At 67.4% G+C, this 20,760-nt stretch carries 23 protein-coding genes; 11 read left to right on the forward strand and 12 right to left on the reverse strand.

Features of this window, described 5'->3' with window-relative positions; all coding sequences use genetic code 11:
• Nucleotides 1-327: 327 nt before the first annotated feature.
• From ABD768_RS25480 to ABD768_RS25495, 4 genes are all read right to left on the reverse strand, one after another.
• Nucleotides 328-1,233, reverse strand: coding sequence for a carbohydrate ABC transporter permease (locus ABD768_RS25480; RefSeq protein WP_343967270.1), 906 nt, complete (start codon nucleotides 1,231-1,233; stop codon nucleotides 328-330).
• On the reverse strand, nucleotides 1,226-2,170 hold the full coding sequence (locus ABD768_RS25485; RefSeq protein WP_344844671.1) for a carbohydrate ABC transporter permease: 945 nt from the start codon (nucleotides 2,168-2,170) through the stop codon (nucleotides 1,226-1,228). The genes ABD768_RS25480 and ABD768_RS25485 overlap by 8 nt, the downstream gene beginning before the upstream one ends.
• Entirely contained in the window at nucleotides 2,167-3,444 is a 1,278-nt protein-coding gene (locus ABD768_RS25490; RefSeq protein ID WP_343967266.1) for an extracellular solute-binding protein, read from the reverse strand. The genes ABD768_RS25485 and ABD768_RS25490 overlap by 4 nt, the downstream gene beginning before the upstream one ends.
• A 117-nt stretch (nucleotides 3,445-3,561) precedes the next feature.
• Entirely contained in the window at nucleotides 3,562-4,641 is a 1,080-nt protein-coding gene (locus ABD768_RS25495; RefSeq protein ID WP_344844674.1) for a substrate-binding domain-containing protein, read from the reverse strand.
• Between the two features lie 78 nt (nucleotides 4,642-4,719).
• Here ABD768_RS25495 and ABD768_RS25500 point away from each other — a divergent pair, with 78 nt between their 5' ends.
• From ABD768_RS25500 to ABD768_RS25530, 7 genes are all read left to right on the forward strand, one after another.
• Nucleotides 4,720-5,367 carry a DUF624 domain-containing protein gene (locus tag ABD768_RS25500; RefSeq protein WP_344844677.1) on the forward strand — a complete coding sequence of 216 codons (648 nt, stop codon included), beginning with the start codon at nucleotides 4,720-4,722 and terminating at the stop codon, nucleotides 5,365-5,367.
• Nucleotides 5,368-5,427: 60 nt separating this feature from the next.
• Nucleotides 5,428-6,915: a DHA2 family efflux MFS transporter permease subunit gene (locus ABD768_RS25505; RefSeq protein ID WP_344844679.1), complete on the forward strand. Its 1,488-nt coding sequence runs from the start codon at nucleotides 5,428-5,430 to the stop codon at nucleotides 6,913-6,915.
• A 281-nt stretch (nucleotides 6,916-7,196) separates the two neighbouring features.
• Complete coding sequence (locus ABD768_RS25510) at nucleotides 7,197-9,707, forward strand: Tex family protein (protein ID WP_343967258.1); 2,511 nt, start codon at nucleotides 7,197-7,199, stop codon at nucleotides 9,705-9,707.
• A 267-nt stretch (nucleotides 9,708-9,974) separates the two neighbouring features.
• A complete protein-coding gene (locus ABD768_RS25515; RefSeq protein ID WP_344844681.1) occupies nucleotides 9,975-10,184 on the forward strand; it encodes a hypothetical protein in 210 nt (69 codons plus the stop codon).
• 17 nt (nucleotides 10,185-10,201) lie between these two features.
• Complete coding sequence (locus ABD768_RS25520) at nucleotides 10,202-10,987, forward strand: NADP-dependent oxidoreductase (RefSeq protein WP_344844682.1); 786 nt, start codon at nucleotides 10,202-10,204, stop codon at nucleotides 10,985-10,987.
• Nucleotides 10,988-11,031: 44 nt separating this feature from the next.
• On the forward strand, nucleotides 11,032-11,898 hold the full coding sequence (locus ABD768_RS25525; protein ID WP_344844685.1) for an alpha/beta fold hydrolase: 867 nt from the start codon (nucleotides 11,032-11,034) through the stop codon (nucleotides 11,896-11,898).
• Nucleotides 11,899-11,998: 100 nt separating this feature from the next.
• Entirely contained in the window at nucleotides 11,999-12,595 is a 597-nt protein-coding gene (locus tag ABD768_RS25530) for a TetR/AcrR family transcriptional regulator (protein WP_344844687.1), read from the forward strand.
• Between the two features lie 22 nt (nucleotides 12,596-12,617).
• Here ABD768_RS25530 and ABD768_RS25535 read toward each other — a convergent pair whose 3' ends face one another.
• The 3 genes from ABD768_RS25535 to ABD768_RS25545 all read right to left on the reverse strand — a co-directional run bounded on the left by ABD768_RS25535 (nucleotide 12,618) and on the right by ABD768_RS25545 (nucleotide 14,287).
• Entirely contained in the window at nucleotides 12,618-13,034 is a 417-nt protein-coding gene (locus tag ABD768_RS25535; protein ID WP_344844689.1) for a hypothetical protein, read from the reverse strand.
• Nucleotides 13,035-13,051: 17 nt separating this feature from the next.
• Nucleotides 13,052-13,792, reverse strand: a complete 741-nt coding sequence (locus ABD768_RS25540; protein ID WP_344844690.1) for a GNAT family N-acetyltransferase — start codon at nucleotides 13,790-13,792, stop codon at nucleotides 13,052-13,054.
• Between the two features lie 69 nt (nucleotides 13,793-13,861).
• A complete protein-coding gene (locus tag ABD768_RS25545) occupies nucleotides 13,862-14,287 on the reverse strand; it encodes a helix-turn-helix domain-containing protein (protein ID WP_343967237.1) in 426 nt (141 codons plus the stop codon).
• 66 nt (nucleotides 14,288-14,353) lie between these two features.
• Here ABD768_RS25545 and ABD768_RS25550 point away from each other — a divergent pair, with 66 nt between their 5' ends.
• Nucleotides 14,354-15,571 (forward strand): MFS transporter, encoded by a 1,218-nt coding sequence (locus ABD768_RS25550; protein ID WP_344844693.1) that lies wholly within the window; start codon nucleotides 14,354-14,356, stop codon nucleotides 15,569-15,571.
• Nucleotides 15,572-15,681: 110 nt separating this feature from the next.
• Here ABD768_RS25550 and ABD768_RS25555 read toward each other — a convergent pair whose 3' ends face one another.
• Nucleotides 15,682-16,077, reverse strand: a complete 396-nt coding sequence (locus tag ABD768_RS25555; RefSeq protein ID WP_344844694.1) for a GNAT family N-acetyltransferase — start codon at nucleotides 16,075-16,077, stop codon at nucleotides 15,682-15,684.
• A gap of 457 nt (nucleotides 16,078-16,534) precedes the next feature.
• Here ABD768_RS25555 and ABD768_RS25560 point away from each other — a divergent pair, with 457 nt between their 5' ends.
• Together ABD768_RS25560 and ABD768_RS25565 are read left to right on the forward strand one after the other, a co-directional pair.
• Complete coding sequence (locus ABD768_RS25560) at nucleotides 16,535-16,735, forward strand: hypothetical protein (protein ID WP_343967231.1); 201 nt, start codon at nucleotides 16,535-16,537, stop codon at nucleotides 16,733-16,735.
• A complete protein-coding gene (locus tag ABD768_RS25565; protein WP_344844697.1) occupies nucleotides 16,732-17,046 on the forward strand; it encodes a hypothetical protein in 315 nt (104 codons plus the stop codon). The genes ABD768_RS25560 and ABD768_RS25565 overlap by 4 nt, the downstream gene beginning before the upstream one ends.
• A gap of 152 nt (nucleotides 17,047-17,198) precedes the next feature.
• On the opposite strand, the gene ABD768_RS25570 is transcribed toward ABD768_RS25565, so the two are convergent.
• The 3 genes from ABD768_RS25570 to ABD768_RS25580 form a co-directional block, all read right to left on the reverse strand.
• Complete coding sequence (locus ABD768_RS25570) at nucleotides 17,199-17,957, reverse strand: hypothetical protein (RefSeq protein WP_344844698.1); 759 nt, start codon at nucleotides 17,955-17,957, stop codon at nucleotides 17,199-17,201.
• On the reverse strand, nucleotides 17,950-18,084 hold the full coding sequence (locus ABD768_RS25575; protein WP_344844701.1) for a hypothetical protein: 135 nt from the start codon (nucleotides 18,082-18,084) through the stop codon (nucleotides 17,950-17,952). The genes ABD768_RS25570 and ABD768_RS25575 overlap by 8 nt, the downstream gene beginning before the upstream one ends.
• A gap of 368 nt (nucleotides 18,085-18,452) precedes the next feature.
• A complete protein-coding gene (locus tag ABD768_RS25580) occupies nucleotides 18,453-19,214 on the reverse strand; it encodes an oxidoreductase (RefSeq protein ID WP_343967221.1) in 762 nt (253 codons plus the stop codon).
• A gap of 56 nt (nucleotides 19,215-19,270) precedes the next feature.
• Between ABD768_RS25580 and ABD768_RS25585 the strand changes: the two genes are divergently transcribed.
• Nucleotides 19,271-19,879, forward strand: a complete 609-nt coding sequence (locus tag ABD768_RS25585; protein WP_344844703.1) for a TetR/AcrR family transcriptional regulator — start codon at nucleotides 19,271-19,273, stop codon at nucleotides 19,877-19,879.
• Between the two features lie 16 nt (nucleotides 19,880-19,895).
• Here ABD768_RS25585 and ABD768_RS25590 read toward each other — a convergent pair whose 3' ends face one another.
• Entirely contained in the window at nucleotides 19,896-20,678 is a 783-nt protein-coding gene (locus tag ABD768_RS25590) for a methyltransferase domain-containing protein (RefSeq protein ID WP_343967217.1), read from the reverse strand.
• Between the last annotated feature and the right edge of the window lie 82 nt (nucleotides 20,679-20,760).

Below are 20,760 nucleotides of genomic sequence, written 5' to 3' on the forward strand. Positions count from 1 at the left end.
GCCGGTGCCCGCCGCGGCCGCCGGCCAATCCGGAGTACGAAGATTTTCGGATTGTCGTCACAGAGAGTTATACGACCGATTCCAGCCGTAGTGGAATTGCGGCCGAAAGGCGGCCGGAACGGAAAAAGTGCGGGGGATCGGGGAAATTGTGGAGAAAGGTGTAACGGCCCTCAGGTTGTGACGATAAAAGGTTGAGACGTCCTGGTCTTGAGGGGGGCAAGTGGACGCTCCGGTGGTTCTTCGGAATCGCCGGTGGTTTGGAGGGGGCCCCAGCAGGTGCTCGCCCGGGGCGGGGTGAGCACCTGCGGAGGGGGCCTTTTCGGCTTTCTAGCCCTTGATTCCCACGTTGGCCATGCCTTCGACGAAGCGCTTCTGGGCGAAGACGAACATCACGATCATCGGCAGCGTCGCGAGCGCCGTGCCGGCCATCAGGTACGGCCACTGGATCTCTGCCGGGTTCTGGGCGAAGATCGCCAGTCCCAGTTGCAGCGGCCGCATCGAGTCCGACGTCGTGATCATCAGCGGCCAGAGGAAGCCGTTCCAGGCCGCCTCGATCTGGAAGACGCAGATGGTGATCAGGGCCGGCTTCACCAGCGGCGTCATGATCCGCCAGAAGATGCCGAACTCGCCCAGCCCGTCGACCCGGGCCGCCTGGGCCAGCTCGTTCGGGATGGAGACGTAGAACTGCCTGGCCAGGAAGGTGAACAGCGGCGCGGCGCCGAGCGGGATGATGAGTCCCCACCAGGAGTTGAGCCAGCCGATGCCGCCCTGGCCGATGATGTTGTTGCCGCCGAACAGCGGGATCGACTTCACGATCAGGAACAGCGGTACCAAGATGATCTGGAACGGCACGAGCAGCAGCAGGATGAAGTAGCTGAGCAGTGCCTTTGAGCCGCGGATCGGCAACTTGGCCAGCGCGTAGCCGGCCGTCGTACAGACCGCCAGGGTGAAGGCCGTCTCGCCGACCGCGATGAACAGGCTGTTGCGGAAGTACCGCAGGAACGGCGCGGTCTGCATCGCCTCGACGAAGTTGTGCCAGCGCAGCTCGCCCGGCAGCCAGGAGAACTTGGCGATCTCCAGGTCGCTCTTGAAGGCGGTCAGCACCATCCACAGGAACGGCGTGATCATCAGCAGCGCGCCGATGCTCAGCGCGACGTACAGCAGCACCCGGCCGGGCCGCAGACCCGGCGGCTTGGTACCGACGATGGGACCGGTCAGCGTTGCGCTAGTCATTGACATCCGCCTTCTGGAGCAGGCGTCCGAGCCCGATGAACGCCGCGATCAGGATCATCATGATGACCGTCTCGGCGGACGCTGCACCGAGTCGCAGGGCCTGGAACGCGTTCTGATAGATATCCAGCACCAGCACCGTCGTCTCGGTACCGGGACCGCCCTTGGTCATCACGTAGACCAGGTCGAAGACCTGGAAGGTGCCGACGATCGAGGTGACCAGGACGAAGAACTGCACCGGCCCCAGCGCCGGCCAGGTCACGTTGACGAACTTCTGCCAGCGGTTCGCGCCGTCCAGCGCGGCCGACTCGAGCAGATCCCGCGAAACGCCTTGCAGGGCGGCCAGATAGATGATGATCTTCGTGCCGAGCCCCTGCCAGATGCCGACCACCATCAGCGACGGCAGGGCCGTGTTCGGGTCGGACAGCCAGCGGCCGGGGGCGAAGCCGAACAGGCTCAGGAAGCCGTTCGCCAGACCCGAGCCCGGGTTGTAGATCCACAGCCAGATGGTCGCGATCGCCACCGTCGCGGTGACGGTCGGCAGGTAGAAGGCGGTCCGGAAGAAGCCGATCGCCTTGATCTTCTGGTTCAGCCCCATCGCGACCGCGAGCGAGATCGCCATCGACAGCGGGATCACGACGACGGCGTACAGGATCGTGTTCTTCAGCGCGGCCAGGAAGTCCTGGTCGCGGAACAGGTCGGTGTAGTTGGTGAAGCCCACCCAGGACCAGGAGTCGCCGAAGCTGTAGTCGGTGAAGCTCAAGGTGATCGCGGCGACCACCGGGATCACGATGAAGATTCCAGAGTGCAGCAGGGCGGGCGCCAGCAGCACCCAGCCGGCCCGGACCTGGCCGCGGATCAGCTTGCGGCTGTCCTTGGCCGGGGCGGCCGAACGCTTCGTACTGACCGCAGGGGTGGCACGTTCGAGGGTTGCGCTCATCGGGACTGTCCTGCCAGGTTGGCCAGCACCTTGGCGGGATCCTTCTGTCCGAGGACCGCCTGGGTGAGCTGGGAGTCGAAATTGGCCCGCATCTCCAGCCAGTTGGCCGAGCCGCCCTCGTAGATGGCGAGCTCCAGACCGCCGGCGACGAACTTGCTCAGCGGGTTCGACTGCGCCTGGGGCGAGTTGACCGCGTCCTTGTACGCCGGGATCTTGCGGTTCAGCTTGGCGATCGCGTCGACCGAACTCGGCTTGGTGAGCGACTGGATGAACGACCAGGCCGCTTCCTTGTGCCGGCTGCGGGAGCCGATCGAGGCCAGGTCGCCACCGACGAACTCGACCTCCTTGCCGTTGTCGAAACGGAAGAACTTGAGGTCGTCGCAGTTCTTCTGGCCGATCCCCTTGTCGGAACAGTCGACCGCGCCGCCGACGATCCCCATCGCGGCATCACCAGACAGCACGAGGGGTTGCTGGGCCGCGTTCTGCTGCCCGTACGGCTGGACGTGGTTGATCATCGACTTCAGCCAGTTGAGGACCTCGAGGCCCTTGTCGTTGTCGTAGTTCGGCTGGCCGTCGACGTACAGGTTGGTGCCGGTGGAGGCGAGCAGGGTGGTGTAGGTCTGCCGGAAGCTGGTCGGCGCGGCCAGGTCGAACCCCGACCGGGTGATGGTGCCCTTGTCGTTGCGCTTGGTCAGCTTCTCCGCGGCGGCCTTCAGCTCTTCGAGATTCGTCGGCGGCTTGTCCGGGTCGAGGCCGGCCTCCTTGAAGGCGCTGATCCGCAACGCGACGGCGCGGGCGTCGGCGACCACCGGGTAGGCGTAGAGCTTGCCGTCGTACGTCGCCGCCGGGACCATCGCGCCGATGCTCTTCTCCTTGATCACGTCCGGCGTGACCCCGTACGGCGCCAGGTCGGCGAAGATCCGCTTCGACGCGAACGGCTGGATCCAGCCGACGCCGGTGACCATCACGTCGTACGGGATGCCGGCCGCGATCGAGGTCGACATCTTCTCGTTCAGGTTGCCGTACGTCGCGAAGTCCGGCTCGACCTTCATCTTCGGATAGGCCTTGTTGAAGTCCGCGACGACCTTGTCGAACTCTTCTCGCCCCTTCGTACTGGGCGGGAAGGACGGGATCAGCACCCGCAACGTGCCGGTCGCCTCGGCCGGCGGGACACCGTCCGTGGACTTGTCGATCACCCCGTTGCCACAACTGCTGGCGGCGAGGCCGAGCACGGCGGCCAGCACCACCAATCCACTCCGGGCACCACGTCTCACAGGGGAACTCCTTCGCTGACGGGCGGGACCGGCGCCAGCTACGTGACGACCAGACCACCGAGTGCAGCGAAAGTATGGGGAAAGGGCTTTCCCGTCAATACCCCAGCGCTCGAATGATCAAATTCGATCAGCTAGTGCCGCCCCACAGGACTCGCGGACGCGGAGTTCCGGCAGGAGGCTCAAATGCTGGGTCGCCGAGGCCTGATCGGGGGGCGTCCGGAGCTTGCGGAGGAGCAGTTCGCAGGCGGCCTCACCGAGCCTGAGCTTCGGCGGACAGACGGCGGTCAGCGGGATGACGGCCAGTGCGGCGGTCTCGTCGTTGTACGCCACGATCGCGAAGTCGTCCGGGATCCGCAGCCCGCGTTCCATCGCCCGCTCGGTCAGTCGCGCGGCGTGTTCGTCAGAGTGAACCAGCGCGGCCCGGGCACCGAACGCCTCGCATTCAGCCAGGAACTTGTCGTGCTGGGCGAGCGTGGTCGGGTCCTCACCACGAGCCGGCAGCGCGACCGGCGAGATGAACAGCTCCACCCCGAGCGACTCCGCCGCCTGGGTGATGCCCTGCCGCAACCAGTACGCCGTAACGCTGGCGTTCAGGTTGATCCCGATCCGCCGATGGCCGAGCGAGACGAGATGACGCAGCGCGAGCATCGCGCCGTACGCGTGATCCGTCCGTACGTGGTCGTATTCACGCCCGACATCCGGGAACCCGAACGCCCGCTCCATCAGCACGACCGGCACGTCGATCGAGTCCAGCGTCCGGCTGATCTCGGCGGCACGGCCGTCGCCGAGCGCAGTACTGAGGAGCAGCCCGGCGACCCCGATGCTGAGCACCTTCTCGAGGCGCTCGCGCTCGACGGCGACGTCGTACCCGGAGACGCCGAGCACCAGGCGGGCGCCGTACCGGTCGGCCGTCGCCTCGGCGCCGCGGATGACGTCGGTGTAGTAGAAGGTCGAGCTCGGGACGATGATGCCGATGGTTGGCTGATTGCCGCTCTGGCTGCTGCGGCCGGGGGCCGGCGTGGTGCCGACGGCGCCGCCGTGGACCCGGCGCAGGAGTCCGGCCGTGTCCAGTTCGGCGAGGTCCCGGCGTACTGTGATCGCGGAAACGCCCAGCTCGGCCGCCAGTTCGGCCACCCGCAGCCGGCCGTGCCGGCGCAGGCTGCGCAGGATCAGCTCGTGGCGTTCCGGTGCGAGCATGCGGTCCTCCGGGGACGGTGATCCGGATGTGATTGTTTGTGATCATACGATCATGAGCTTCGAGGTGAGGGAGAACGCGTGAGCGAGACCGGTGGAACCGGCACTGGAGCCGGCCGGACCAACGCCGTGCTGTCGAAGCTGTCGGTGGTCGGTGACCTGCTGATGCTGCAGATCGTCTTCCTGGTCCTCAGCCTCGGCATCGTCACCCTCTACCCCGCGGCGTTCGCGTTCCAGCGGGTGCTGCCGGATGCCCTCAGCCAGGAGCATCCGCAGCTGCTGCGGCGCTTCTTCCGCCAGTTCAGGTGGGCCTTCCCGCGCTTCTGGCTGTCCGGTCTGGCCCTGTACTTCGGCAGCATCGCGCTCGCCTTCGGGCTGATCTTCTGGGCGAACGCGAACGGCCCGATCCGGGTCGTCGCGCTGGTCATCCTGATCCCACTGACCGGCATGATCGTCGGGCTGTACCTCAGCGCGCTCGCCGTCCTGCCCGCCGCTCCCGAGGACAGCACGCCCAAGAGTCTGTTCCGCGAGGCGAACCTCTTCCTGCTGCGGCGCTCGCTCGGGGTGGCCGGTGGCGTGATCGGTTTGTTCACTTGGTTCGCCTTGGTCAGCCAGTTGCCGACCCTGTTCGCGATCGGCTCCGGGCTGGTTCCGGCGCTGATCGGCTACTGGATCTCGCGCAGCCGGACCGTACCGGCGAAAAAAGATTCTCCAGACGTGTCAATCTGAGCCCTGCTGGTTCGACGTAGGTGTGTAAGGCCCCTACCGGACCAGAAGGAGTACCCCGATATGTACGCGACGACCGACACCCCGGTGACGACGCCGGCCACCCAGGGCGGCCGCTCGCGCTGGCTTGCTCTCTACGTCCTCTGCGCGGGCATGCTGATGATCGTTCTCGACGTGACGATCGTGAACGTGGCACTGCCGGCCATCCAGGACGACCTCGGCTTCAGCAGCTCCAGCCTCGCGTGGGTGGTGAACGCGTACCTGATCGCCTTCGGTGGCCTCTTGCTCCTGGCCGGACGGCTCGGCGACCTGCTCGGGCGGCGGACCATCTTCGTCAGCGGCCTGATCGTCTTCACCGTCGCGTCCGTGCTCTGCGGGCTCGCTTCCTCCGCGACTTTGCTGATCGCCGCCCGGTTCCTGCAGGGCGTCGGCGGGGCGCTCACCTCGGCCGTCATCCTGGGCATGATCGTGACGCTGTTCCCCGAACCGCGCGAGCAGGCCAAGGCGATCGGCGTCTTCGCCTTCGTCGCGTCGGCCGGTGGGTCGATCGGTCTGCTGGCGGGTGGCGTGCTGACGCAGGCGATCAGCTGGCACTGGATCTTCTTCGTGAACCTGCCGATCGGGGTCGTCACCGCACTGCTGGCCGTGCGCGTGATCGAGAAGGACAAGGGGATCGGGTTCGGGCGCGGTACCGACGTACCGGGTGCTGTGCTGATCACCTCGGCACTGATGGTCGGCGTGTTCACGATCGTGAAGCCGGCGGCCGAGCTCGGTTGGACCGCTCCCCGGAGCATCGCGCTGTCGATGCTGACGCTGACGCTGCTGGCCTGCTTCGTCGTGCGGGAGGCAACCGCCGCCAACCCGCTGGTGCCGTTGCGGATCTTCCGGTCGCGGACGCTGACCGGGGCCAACCTGATCCAGGCACTGTCCTCGGCGGGGATGTTCGGGATCTTCTTCCTCGGGTCGCTCTACCTGCAGCGCGTTCTCGGGTACGACGCCCTGGAGATCGGGCTGGCGTTCCTGCCGACGACGCTGGTGATGGGGCTGCTGTCGGTGAAGTACTCCGAGAAGCTGGTGATGCGCTTCGGACCGCGCCGGCCGCTGATCGGCGGGCTGGTCCTGATCGTGATCGGCCTCGCGCTCTTCACCCAGGCTCCTGTCAACGGCAACTACTTCATCCACGTGATGCCGGTCCTCTTCCTGCTCGGCCTCGGCGGCGGAGTCTGCTTCCCCGCCCTGATGGGCCTGTCGATGGCCGACGTGAAGCCCGAAGACGCCGGCCTCGCCTCCGGCCTGATCGGCACCATGGGCGAGGTAGGCGCCGCCCTCGGCCTGGCCATCCTGGCCACCCTCTCCGCCACCCGCACCGAAACCCTGACCACCGCCGGCAAGCCCGTCCTCGAAGCCCTCACCAGCGGCTTCCACCTCTCCTTCGCCGTAGCCGGCCTACTAGTAGCCACCGCCGTCCTAATCGCCTGCACCCTCATGCGCCCCACCCGTACAGCCGCTGAAACCGAGGCCGAGGCCGAACTAGTCCTCGACGCCGCCTGACCCGTACTCCGCCCCCTAGCGCGCCCGGTCCAGCGGCCGGGCGCGCCGCATTTCCTGAGTCCCCCAACCCCGGCGCCTCTCCCCCTCGTAGCGCCCCCGCACCCCCTCGACCGGCCAGAAGCGGCGACCTTGAACACCAAGCGGCGACCTTGAACACGTTATTTCTTGGATGAGTTGTCCACAGGGTGGGGGCGGTGGTCGCCGGTGGTCTGTGGGATAGGGAAGGATGTGCGTGTGACGAGCGGGGCAGAAAGCTCGTCTGTCAGTCGGATGTAGAGGGGATGCGGGACACAGTGGCATTGCAGTCGATCGAGCAGAGGATCGCCGACGAGCTGGAAGTCGGCGTGGGGCAGGTCCGGGCAACCGTCGGACTGCTGGACGAGGGCTCGACGGTGCCGTTCATCGCGCGGTACCGCAAGGAGATCACCGGCGAGCTCGACGACGCGCAACTGCGTACGCTCGAGGAGCGCCTGCGGTACCTGCGGGAGCTCGAGGAGCGCCGGCAGACCGTGCTCGAGTCGATCGAGAGCCAGGGCAAGCTGGACGACGCCCTGAAGGAATCGATCCTCGCGGCGGAGACCAAGTCGCGGCTGGAGGACATCTACCTGCCGTTCAAGCCGAAGCGGCGGACCAAGGCGATGATCGCCCGCGAGGCCGGGCTGGAGCCGCTCGCGGACGGGCTGCTGGCCGACCCGACCGTGCCGCCACTGGCCGCCGCGACGGTCTTCGTCAACGACCAGGTCGCCGACCCGCAGGCCGCCCTCGACGGCGCCCGGTCGATCCTGGTCGAGCGCTTCGCCGAGGACGCCGACCTGATCGGCGAGCTGCGTGAGCGGGTCTGGTCGCGCGGCCGGCTCGGGTCGAAGGTGCGTGAGGGCAAGGAGACCGAGGGCGCGAAGTTCTCGGACTACTTCGACTTCGACGAGCCGTTCACCAAGATGCCGTCGCACCGGATCCTGGCGATGTTCCGCGGCGAGAAGGAAGAGGTCCTCTCGCTGACCGTCGAGCCCGAGCCCGCGGGCGCCGAGGAATCCGACGGCCCGACGGAGTACGAGGCGACCATCGCCCGCAAGGTCGGCGTCGAGAACAAGGGCCGCCCGGCCGACCAGTGGCTGGTCGAGACGGTCCGCTGGGCCTGGCGGACGAAGATCCTGGTCCACCTCGGCATCGACCTGCGCACCCGGTTGCGCCAGGCCGCCGAGGACGAGGCGGTCCGCATCTTCGCGTCGAACCTGCGTGACCTGCTGCTCGCCGCACCGGCCGGCACCCGCGCGACGATGGGGCTCGACCCGGGCTTCCGTACCGGCGTCAAGGTCGCCGTGGTCGACGCGACCGGCAAGGTCGTCTCCACCGGGGTGATCTATCCCCACGTCCCGCAGAACCAGTGGGACCGGTCGATCGCGACGCTGGCCGCGCTGGCCGCCGCGCACAAGGTCGACTTGATTGCCATCGGCAACGGTACGGCGTCGCGCGAGACCGACAAGCTGGCGGCCGAGCTGATCGCCAAGCACCCTGAGCTGAAGCTGACCAAGGCGGTCGTGTCCGAGGCCGGGGCGTCGGTGTACTCCGCGTCCGCGTTCGCCTCGGCCGAGCTGCCCGGGATGGACGTCACGCTGCGCGGCGCGGTGTCGATCGCACGCCGGCTGCAGGACCCGCTGGCCGAGCTGGTGAAGATCGATCCCAAGTCGATCGGCGTCGGTCAGTACCAGCACGACCTGCCGGAGGCCTCGCTGTCGCGTTCGCTGGACGCGGTGGTCGAGGACGCGGTGAACGCGGTCGGCGTCGACCTCAACACCGCCTCCGCGCCGCTGCTGACCCGGGTCTCGGGCATCACCCAGGGGCTCGCGGAGAACATCGTCATCTACCGCGATCAGAACGGTCCGTTCAAGACCCGGACCGCTCTGAAGGAGGTGCCGCGGCTCGGCCCGAAGGCGTTCGAGCAGGCGGCCGGCTTCCTCCGGATTCCTGACGGTGCGGACCCGTTGGACTCGTCCAGCGTGCACCCGGAGGCGTATCCGGTGGTGCGGCGCATCATCGACTCGACTGGTACGGACCTGAAGTCGCTGATCGGATCGCCCGCGCTGAAGGCGCTGAAGGCGGCGGACTTCGTGGACGACATGTTCGGTCTGCCGACGGTGACCGACATCCTGGCCGAGCTGGAGAAGCCGGGGCGCGACCCACGGCCGGCCTTCAAGACGGCGACCTTCGCTGAAGGTGTGGACAAGATCGGCGACCTGAAGCCGGGGATGCGGCTGGAGGGCCAGGTCACCAACGTGGCGGCCTTCGGCGCGTTCATCGACATCGGTGTGCACCAGGATGGTCTGGCGCATGTGTCGGCGCTGTCGAAGAACTACGTCAAGGACCCGCGCGAGGTGGTCAAGCCGGGCGACATCGTCAAGGTGAAGGTCCTCGAGGTCGACATCCCCCGCCAGCGCATCTCCCTCACGCTGCGCCTCGACGACGAGGTAGGCGCCCCCACCTCCGGCCCCCGCACCGGCGAAGGCCGCTCAGCCCGCTCCGGCGAAAACCGAGGCAGCTCAGGCGGCCCCGGCTCAGGTGGCGGTCGCGGACCGGGTGGCGGCGGCCGTGGCCCGGGCGGCTCCGGCGGCGGAGGTCGCGGCCCAGGCGGCGGTCAAAGCAGTGGTCGCGGTGGCCAAGGTGGCAGTGGCGGTCAAGGTCGCGGTGGGCAGGGCGGCCGCGGTTCGGGCAACTCGCAGCCGGCCAAGGACGTACCGATGGACGAAGGCTCCCTCGCCGACGCCTTCCGCAAGGCAGGCTTCACCGTCCGCTGACACCCAGAACAACGCATACCGGCCGGCAACCCCCACGGGTTGCCGGCCGGTTGTTCGTCCCCGGGCTACTGCACCTGACCCCGGCCGTTCCCGACTGAACCAACTCGACGTACCGCTCGGCGAATGCCGTCACCCCACCTCTGGGGTGACGGCATTCGTGTGTCCGGATCGCGCCTCCTTGACAGATTTACTGAGTGGACTCATTATTGAGTCAACTCAGGTTCAGAGATCGAGCGCAAGCCGTCGGAGCGGGAAGAAAAGGTCGCCATGCGAGCATTCGTCGTCAATCACTACAAGGGGCCGGTGCAGCAAGCGGAGGTCCCCGAGCCCGTGGTCGGCGAGCGCGATGTGCTCGTGGAGGTCCAGGCGGCCGGGCTCAACGTGCTCGACGAGAAGATCCGGGCCGGCGAGAGTTCAAGCAGGTCCTCCCGTACGAACTGCCGCAGATCCTCGGCAACGACGTCGCTGGAACGGTGATCGGCGTCGGTGCGAAGGTGAAGGGATTCAAGCCCGGCGACGAGGTGTACGCCCGCCCCGACAAGGACCGCATCGGAACATTCGCGGAGCGCATCGCGATCGCCGAGGCCGACCTGGCACTCAAACCGGCATCAGTCAGCCTCGAGGAAGCGGCCTCGCTGCCGCTGGTGGCCCTGACCGCCTGGCAGGCGCTCGTCGAGCGGGGCAACCTGCGGCCGGGGCAACGGGTCCTCATCCACGCCGGCGCCGGTGGAGTCGGGACGATCGCGATCCAGCTGGCCAAGCACCTAGGCGCCACGGTCGCCACCACGGTCAGCGCCGGCAACGTCGCCTTCGTGCGCGAGCTCGGGGCGGACATCGTCATCGACTACCGCAGCGAGGACTTCGAACAGCTCCTTGACGGCTACGACCTGGTGCTGGACAGCCTCGGCGGAAAGAACCTCGAAAAGTCGCTCCGGGTACTACGCCCCGGCGGCAAGGCGATCGGAATCGCCGGGCCCCCGGACTCGGCGTTCGCGCGTGAAATCGGCGCGAACCCACTGCTCCGGCTGGTGACGACGGCACTCAGCAGCGGCATCCGCCGCCAGGCCCGACGCCTCGGCGTGACCTACGAGTTCCTCTTCATGCGCGCCAGCGGTGACCAGCTTCGCCGGATCGCTGCCCTCGTCGACGGCGGCGCGTTGCGCCCGATCGTCGGACGGGTCTTCGACTTCGACCAGACCACGCAGGCGGTGCAGTCACTGACCGTGCGGCCGCTGGAAGGCGGTGGCATCCGCGGCAAAGCCGTCATCAGCAGAGCCTGACGAAACCCAGCACACCATGCACGAACCCGAAACAGGAGAACACCATGAGCACGAACAGGAACCCACACGACGACGTCGTCACCAGCTACAAGGACGCGCCCACCCGCACCGTCGACGCCGACGGCGTCACCTTCGCCTACCGAGAGCTGGGGCCGAAGGGCGGGGTCCCCGTCATCTTCTTCGTCCATCTCGCCGCGACCCTGGACAACTGGGACCCCCGAATCATCGACCCCATCGCCGCGGCGCACCACGTCATCACCTTCGACAACCGCGGCGTCGGCTCCTCCAGCGGCAGCGTGCCCGACAGCGTCGAGGCCATGGCCGACGACGCCGTGACCTTCATCAAGGCGCTCGGCTTCACCAAGGTCGACATCTTCTCCTTCTCCCTCGGCGGCATGATCGCCCAGGCCCTGGTGGACAAGCACCCCGGCCTCGTCCGCAAGCTCGTCCTCACCGGCACCGGGCCGAAGGGCGGCAAGGACATCGACAAGGTCGCCGGTACGACGTACTGGGACATCCTGCGCGCCACCCTGACCCGGTCCGACCCCAAGGAGTTCCTGTTCTTCAACCGCAATGCCTCCGGCAAGCCCGCCGCGCGCGCGTTCGTCAAGCGGCTCGAGGAGCGCACCGTCGACCGCGACGCGCCGATGAAGCTGCGGGGGTTCCGGACGCAGCTCGAGGCGATCAAGAAGTGGGGACGCTCCGCCCCCGACGACCTGTCGAAGATCACCCAGCCCACCCTGATCGCCAACGGTGACAACGACCGGATGGTGCCCTCGATCCTCTCCGAGGACCTGCACCGACGCATCAAGGACAGCGAGCTGATCATCTACCCCGACTCCGGACACGGCGGCATCTTCCAGTTCCATCAGAAGTTCGCCCCGGTCGCCGTCGAGTTCCTCGGCCGATGACGACCCGAGCGCTGCTCCGCGCTCCGTGGGCGCTTCTCCTCGACATGGAAGAATGAGGGCCGGCACCTTCGAGTCCATCCAGCAGACAAGGACGGCAGCTATGCCACTCGCCTCGCAACCAGTCGGACGGCGCGAGCGGAACAAGCAGCAGAAACTCGACCGCATCACCGCCGCCGCCCGAGAGCTCTTCGCCGAGCGCGGTGTCGACGAGGTCACCACCCAGGAGATCGCCGACAAGGCCGACATCGGCGCGGGCACGCTGTTCCTCTATGCCAAGACCAAGGGCGAGCTCCTCCTGCTCGTACAGAACTCCAGCTACGCTGACGCACTCGCCGAAGGCACGTCGGCGGCCGAACATATCCCGGCTGTGCTCGACGCGGTGATGGCCATCGTCCGTCCGGTCGTGGAATGCAACCGCAAACAGATCGACAACGGGCGGACCTACCTGCGGGAGATGATCTTCGGCGATCCCGAGGAGCCTCACCACCGCGACGCGCTGCTGCTGACCGTGCAGACCGAGCAGGCGATCGCCGACGTGCTCCAGCGAGACGAGCGGATCGGCTCCGGCGATGCCGCGACCCTCGCGCACATCGTCTCCGCGATCATGTTCGTCAGCATGGCGGCGACGATCAACGTCGCCGCCCCGGTCGACGATGTCGTGCAGGAGATCAGAAACCAGGTCCAGGCACTGGTGTAGACGGCTGGATCAGCTGGGCAGGCTAAGCCGAACGCGCGGCCGGGCCGATCTTGGCGGCGCGGGTGGAGGCAGAGACCGTGGTGAGCAGGGTCATCGAGCCGCCGTACGCGTTGAGGCAGTTGACGGCCAGTTTGCCGACGACGATCACCAGGTAAATCAGCAACGCGATGCCGCCGCGGCCGGCGAGCGTACCGAGGTAGCCGACCTGGTTGGCGAGGAAGCCGGCGCCGAGCGAGATCGCCAGCAGGAAGGTCACCCCGTCGAACGGCTTGGCGCCGAACAGCGCGCCGACGTCCGCGCCGGTGGATCCAGCGGTACGGCGAGACGCGAGGTTGATGTCCCGATCGACAGGACATAGTCGCCGGTCGGCGACGCGGCCACGCTTGTGGCGTAGGCCGGGAGGGCGGTTTGGCGGACTATGTCCTGTCGATCGGGACAACCAACCACCCCAGCTGCCTACCGCAGGTCGGCGAGGTGGCCGTCGGGGTCGCCTAGGTGGATTGCCGTGGCTTGGGGGGTGTAGCCGAGGCGGCGGTAGAGGCGGTCGGCGCCGGCGTCGCCGGGGGTTAGCCAGGCGAGGGTGGCGCCGCCGGTTTCGAAGGCTTGTTGGGTTGCGTAGGCGGTGGCCAGCGCGCCCAGGCCTTGGCGGCGGTGGGAGTGGAGGGTGCCTACACCGGCTACCTCGGTTACTCCGTCGGCGATGGCGGTCCAGGCGGCGGTGGCGACTGGTACGCCGTTCTGGCGGATGAGGATGCTGGCGCCGTCGGCAGGGTCGGGCTGGAAGGGGTTTGCGGCGTCTTCGGTCTCGTAGGCGTCGGCAGCTACTGCGTCGGCCTCGGACTGCTCCTCGACGGAGGTGATGACGGAGGCGGTGATGCCTTCGGGGAAGTCGGGGAGCTTGAGGTCGGCAGGCTCGACCACGAGCAGAGGTGGGCGGGATGCGATCGTCATGCCGTTTGCCACGAGGGCCTCAGCCAGTCCGGGGCTGGCTTCTTCGACGAGCTCGACGTGCAACCAGCGTCCCTCGGCGGCGAAGGCCTGGCGGATGGTATCCAGCGCCCACGGCACTTCTTCGGGGTCGAAGGCTGTCCCCGGATCAGCGGCGACCGCACTCGACAAGAACCACACATCCTCGTCGTGCAGCATCCCGACCAACGGCCCAGCCACAATCTGCCGCCGCGACCGGCCCAGTCCCATCATTTGAGCGGACGCAATCCGCGCAGCAATCTCCACTCCCCGACCCTAGCCGTACCCCCAACCACCCGCTCAGGTTTTGCGGGCGAGTAGGAGGAGGTCGAGTAGGCGGTCTAGGTCGGCTGTGGTGGGTTCGCCTGGGAGGAGTTCGCTCAGGGCGTCGAGGGTGGTGGTCAGGTGGCGTTCGATGGAGCGTTTGGTTTGGGCTTGGGCGGTGGCGAGTTCGGCGATGACTTGGCGGGCTCGGGGCGACGCTGACAGGAGAGCGGCCGCGCCCGATGGCTCGGGCGGGTCAGGGGGCGTTTCGTCGACGATGGTGAGTTGTAGTTGGGCGCCGAGGGCGGTGACCAGGCGGTCGAGGGCGGAGAGGGTGGGGTTGCCGCGGCCGTTCTCGAGGTTGGCGATGTAGGGGACGGAGAGGCCGGCGTCGACGGCGACGGAGGCGATGGTGCGGTTGGCCGCTTTGCGGCGGGCTCTCAGTTCGGCGCTCAGGTCCACGACAGGAGAGTATCTTCACAGAACACTGTTGCCAAGGAATGTCGCGTGAGGATAGTTTTTTCCGGCGTGAGGATCTTGCGGAACGGCGACTTCAGGCGGCTGTGGGTCAGCGGGGCGATCTCCGGGATCGGCTCGTGGCTGCTGGTGGTCGCGATTCCGGTCCATGTCTTCCAGTTGACCGGCTCGGCTGCGGCAACGGGCCTCACGGTCGCGCTGGAAGCCGTACCGGCGTTGGTCGTCGGGCCGTGGGCCGGCGTGCTGCTCGATCGGTGGAATCTGTCGCGCGCCATGTGGCTGGCCGATCTCGCCGGCGCCGCCGCCGTCGCCCTGATCCTGTTCGCCGATTCCGCCGACCGCGTATGGGTCGTGTACGTCGCAGTGCTGGCCGAGAACCTGGCGACCACAGTGTTCAGACCCGCGGCCCGAGCGCTCACCCCAGCCGTGGTGGGCACCGGCGAAGAACTGGCCGCGGCGAACTCACTGAGCGCCTTCTCCGGCAGCGTCATCCGCCTGGCCGCACCACCCCTCGGCGCACTCCTGCTGACCGGCCCCGGGATCACCTTCGTCCTGATCATCGACATCGTCAGCTATTTGCTGTCGGCAGCGATCATCGCGACGATCAGCCATCGACGCCTGGACAGCAAACCTGATACAGGTAAGGGATTCAAGGCACTGAAAGAGGGCCTGCGAGGCGTTGCCGACAACAAAATCCTGTCCGGAATTCTGATCGCGAACGGCGTCTTCCTGACCGCCAACGCGGGAGCGACAGCACTGCTGGTCCCCTTCACCGTCGAACGACTCGACGCGCCGGGGCAAACGGTCGGCTATCTGATCTCAGGCCTGGGCGCCGGTTTCCTGCTAGGTGCCGCACTGAGCCCGAAAGCCCTTACCTGGTTAAGCATTCGCGATCTGCTCATCGCCACTCAGGTAGCCGTCGGTGCGGCATTCTTCGCCTTGTTCAACGTCCCCGACATTCCCTGGGCGATCGCCGCCACCGCACTGATCGGATTCCCCGGCAGCATCCTCCTGATCACCGCCGAAACCACAGTCCAGCGGGTAGCCCCCACCGAACTACTCGGCCGCATCGGCGCCCTCTTCTTCGCGATGGACTCCCTGACGGTAGTGATCGGCGCCCTAGCCGCCCCAGCCCTGGTCAGGCTCGCAGGCCTACCACTCACCCTCAACGCGATCGCCGCGTTCGCAGTACTAGCCGCCCCGGTCACCCTCTTCGCAGTACCCAGCCATCCGGCCGCACTCACCCGGACAAAGCTCCCGACACCGTGACCACATGCCCATCCGCAAGCCGAAACACAAACTCCCGCCGAGACCAAGGCATGTCCGCCGGCGCCGACTCAACAGCAAGCCCCGCATCCACAACAGCCGAACAGACAGCATCAACCGGTACGCCGATATCGAGCCCCAACGTCATCGATACCCGGCAGCGTCAGCAGATGGTCGACGACAACCCGCGCAGCTTCACCCATCAGCCCCTGGCCCCAGTGATCGCGGCGGAGGTACCAGCTGAGGCGGCGAGTGGAGGTGCCCTGATCGGAGTAGACGCCTATTACTCCGATTGCATCCGACGACCCCGGCGCACGTAGTGCCCAGGTCAGGTCGCCGTTGTCGCTGAAGTTCTCAGCTAGCCGGTCGCGCGAGGCGTCGAAGTCGGCGGTCGGCTCGGCGAAGGCGGCTTCCGCCCAGAGAGGGTCGGCGAACATGACATGCAGGTCGGCGAGGTCGCGGTCGACGTCGAGGGGGACCAGGGCGAGGCGCTCGGTGGTCAGCTGCATGGCGTCATTCTGCGTTACAGCAGGCGCTACTCGGTGTAGTTACGGTCCTGGCTGTAAGTGTTTGCGGACAGGGTGGGTGACGGCCTGATCGGCGTGGCGCGAAGGGAATCCTGCGGGCGGATCCGCAGGTCGTCAGGGAATGGTTCGGAGCGTGGCCGGGCGTGTGCCAACAGTTACCAGGAAGCCCTACATTTGCAGCGGGGCCTAATAGAAGCGGCTGTCCGAATCGTTATTGGCAAATTCCTGCAAACATTCTTGACAGGCCATAAACCCGGCCGCTTCCCGGAACCGCTACCGGTGCTCTGACCAGCGGTTTCACGGTGGATGAGGCGGTGGAACCAGAGCAGCGTAAGGCCTCTGTAAAGGTCCCTGCCAGTCTATTCCGGGGGCAGGCTTTATACGGTGTTCTTTCCTTATGCCCAGCGTCGGGCAGCCCCCTCGAGAACTGGTGACCACGATGACCGAGTCGATCGAGATTCCCGCCTCGCACCGCCGCGTGCGGGTCTGGTTCGGCCACACCACGATCGCTGATCACATCGCCGACGTCGACCACGCTGCGCAGTACGAAGAGGCCATGCGCCGCCGGTTCGCCTCGCTGCGAGTGACCAGCGAGCCGGTTCTCGTCGACGCGGTCGGCGCCCCGGAGCGCTCGCGATGACCACCCGTCCGACGCTGCTCGGCTATGTCCGGGCCGACGCGCTCAGCTGCGCCGAGGAACTGGCCGCGGCCACGAACTCGCTCGCGGCATTCGCCAGCGCCGAGGGATTCACCCTCGGCACGGTGTACACCGAGCGCGATGCCGCCGAGTCCGCCGCGTTCCACGCGCTGCTGGACGAAGTGAAGCGGACGGACGTACGCGCGGTCGTCGTACCGACCCTGCAGCACCTCGGCGCCAACGGTGCGCCGGTCGGAATGCAGAAGGACCTCGAGTTCCACCAGGCGCACGTCTGGGCGGTCGACGCGAGATAACCCCATAAGCAAGCGGAGCTGGCGTCTTGACCCCTGCATCGGCGCCGGTTCCGCTCTCCACCTCCACAGCTGCACCGGAATTCGGGCGGTAGTGGACCAATCAAGGCCCCACCGGCTGCTACCGGTGGGGCCTTGTCGTTGCTCCGAACAGCTCAAGCAGTGATCGTGTAGCCGTAGCGCTTCATCTGGTCGTCGACACCATCGACGAAGATCCCGGTCTGCGGCAGCTTGAACTTCAGCTGCACCTTCCGCAGCACCTGCTGGAAGTGCAGATGCCACGGCACCCCGGCCGGCGGTACCGTCTCGTGCCGGCCGATCGCCGCGACCTTCGGATGCGCGGCCCACGCGACCACGCGCGCCCGATCGGCACCCCACGCACCGGTCATCGCGTCATGAGTCCGCGCATAGGCCATCGCCCCGAGCGAGATCGACGAATCCGGTACTGCGGGTGGCGGCGGCGCCGGATGCGCCTTGAGGTAGAGCTCCCAGGTCATCGAGTAGTACCCGGGCGGCCCGTCGTCCGCTCCTCGATTCGCCAGCCCGTTCCGCTTGCGCTTGTACTCGAGTACCTGAGCCGCCGCGCCACGGGACAGATCCTTGTCCCCGATCGCGATCGCGTGCACGTGGTACGGCCAGCGACCCTGGGCCGGCGTCCGGAGCCAGGCGGCGAACCCGACCTGGCGCAGCGCGAGCACGATCGCCCGGCGCTGGGCCGGACTCTGGCTCGCCACGCCGATGTCGACCGCGCCGCCACCGTCATGGGTGCCGGCCGAGGCCTCCACACCACCCTTGTTGTACGACCCCTGCAGATATTTGAACTTCGAGTGGTAGATCTTCTCGGCGGCGATCAGCATCGCCACCGTCCGCTTGTTCAGCAGCGTCTTGCGCCAGACGATCCTTGCCTCAGGCATCTAACTGCCCGACGTCGACCTGAGCCAGGATCAGCTCGGCATCCTCGGCGGCGCCGAGCGCCTCCAACTCGTCGAGTTCGTCCTCGGTCAACTCGTCCTCGTGGATCTCGTCGAAGACGTCCGTCATCGCTTCGTCCCTCCCCCTGACGCCCACGGCCTCCCCCGGCCCCGGAATCGCCTTTCAGGTTAGGGGGCCCGGTGGCATCCGTCCATGTCCGTCCGGGCACCGGGTGTACGAGAAACGTCAAGTTTTCCGACCAGCCGTGTGTGAGCGGTGACGAGTGGGGTACGAGTAGATGGTCCCGCGGTTCAGTCGGCCCCATTCGGGCATGGGTGGCGCTCACCGAGCCGCGAGTTCTCCCACTGAGGGGCGGGAGAACGACCGACGGCGGCGGGCGTATCCCACGATGCGCCCGCCCCTGGCCGTCACTCCCGGACCACGATCTCACCCCCGGACTACGGTCTCGTCAGGCGACACAGTGTCGGCAGGCGAAGTCAGGCGGCGAGGCCGACCGAGGCGCCGCCGTCCACCAGCAGTTGCGAGCCGGTGATCCACTCGGCCTGGTCGGAGACCAGGAAGCCGACCGCTTCGGCGATATCGGTGGGGATACCGGCGCGGCCGAGCGGAGTACCGGCGGTCATTGCTTCGAGTGGGATGCCGGCGGCGTCGGCGATGTCCTGGCGGATCTTGTCGGCGCCCGGGGTGAGGACGTTGCCGGGGATGACGACGTTGAGGCGGACGCCCTGGGGCGCCAGCTCCGCGGCCAGGGTCTGGCTGTACTTCTCCAGCGCGGCCTTCGCCGCCGCGTAATGCGCGAGTGCGGGCACGACCTCGAGCGTGACCGCCGACGAGATGTTGACGATCGCACCCCTGGACTCGAGCAGGCTGGCCAGCAGGCGTGAGGTGACCCGGACGGCACTCAGGTACGAAGTGTCCAGCGCCGATCGCCACTCGTCGTCCGGGATGGAGGCGGCGCCCTGAGGATGCGCCTGACCGGAGGCCGCGTTGTTGACGAGGATGTCGAGCTTGCCGCCGAAGTGCTCGAGGGTCTGCTCGGCGAGTTGGGTCGCGCCTTCCGGCGTACCGAGGTCTGCCTGGACGTAGTGGACGCCGGCCGGGAGGTTGTCGACCGGCGTTCGGGAGGTGGTGACCACGGTGGCGCCGCCGGCGAGCAGCTTGGCGACGATCGCCGCGCCGATGCCGCGGGTGCCGCCGGTGACCAGTGCGGTCTTGCCTTGCAGTGAGTAATTGACCATACGGTCCAGTAAAGCCTTTCAGGACCGATCGGTCAAATACCCGGTATGCTGGCGCCATGGGCAGGCCGAGGATGTTCGACGAGGAGCAGGTACTGCGAGCTGCGCGCGACGAGTTCTGGCAGAAGGGCTACGCCGCGACCTCGCTCGACGACCTGATGAAGGCGACCGGGCTGGGCAAGGGAAGCCTGTACGGCGCGTTCGGCGACAAGCGTCAGCTGTTCCTCAAGGTGTTGAGCACGTATGCGCATGAGACGTCTGATGGGGTCTGCGACGCAGTGAGCAGCAGCGACCGCGCCATCGACGTACTGCGAAGCTTCTTCATCCCCGGCCCGCCGGACCCGGTCGCCGAGCACGGCGGGCCGGTCGCGACCACCCGCGGCTGCTTCCTGGCGAACAGCTCGACCGAGCTGGCGGCCCGTGACCCCGAGGTGACCAGCTGCGCGCGTACGACGTACCAGTCGGTGGAGGACTGCTTCACCGCTGCGGTCGCCCGGGCGGTGGCGGAGGGCGATCTGCCTGACGACACCAATCCGCGCGAACTGGGCCGCCTGCTACTGACCATCCAGCAGGGACTGCAGTTCCTCCTCAAGACGGACATGACGCCCGAGGCGATGCGCGAGGTCGGCCGCGCGACGGTTGATCGGCTGTTGCCGGTCAAAAGCTAGAGCGCGGAGGCGACAGCTAGAGGGCTGAGGCGACGAAGAGGTAGCGGTTGAGGCTGAAGAAGTAGCTGTCGGCCAGGGAGCGGAGGTCGTCGGCCCAGGCGGTGGCTTCCGGCTCGGTGACCTTGGCGCGGCCGGGGACGAAGGCTTCGACGATGTCGATCAGGCCGGCGCTGTACGTGCGGGCGTCGTAGCCGGTGTTGAGCATCGGGACGACTTGCTGATGGGTGACGGTGAAGCCGGCCTTGGTGAGGGAGTCGCCGAGGGTGCGCGGGAGGTGTGGGTCCTCCAGGTGCTCCTCGAACGCGGTGAGGATCCGGCCCATCCGCGCGTCGTCGGTGGAGCGCCAGACGATCGAACCCCAGTCGGTGTCGAGCAGGACCACGCGCCCGGCGGGGCGTAGTACCCGGCGGATCTCGTTCAGAGCGCCCGGTACGTCGTCCAGGTACTCGAAGACCTGGGTCGACACGACGACATCGAAGCTCTCGGCGCCGTGCGGGATCCGCCCCGCGGCCGCCAGCTCGAGCTCCAGCGTCGGCCCGTCCGGCACCTTGGCCCGGGTCGCGGCGATCGCGAGCATGCTGTCGCTGATGTCGATCCCGCAGACCCGCCCTTCCGGGCCGACCTCCGCCGCCATCTCCGCAGCCAGCAGCCCCGGCCCGACGCCGACGTCCAGCACCCGGTCACCCGGCCGGAGCGCAAGTGCGGTCCGGACCACTCGCCGCTGCTCGATCACGTCCGGTGTCGTGTAGACCGACTCGATCTGCCGCGACACCTCGGGATCGAACTGCAAGTTACTCATCCACACGCCTAACCGTTCCGCCCATGCTCCACATCATGGGGTGCCGAACCGGTAAACGGGGAGACCAGATGCGCACGAACTC

Source organism: Kribbella ginsengisoli, from assembly GCF_039537185.1.
Lineage (GTDB): Bacteria > Actinomycetota > Actinomycetes > Propionibacteriales > Kribbellaceae > Kribbella > Kribbella koreensis.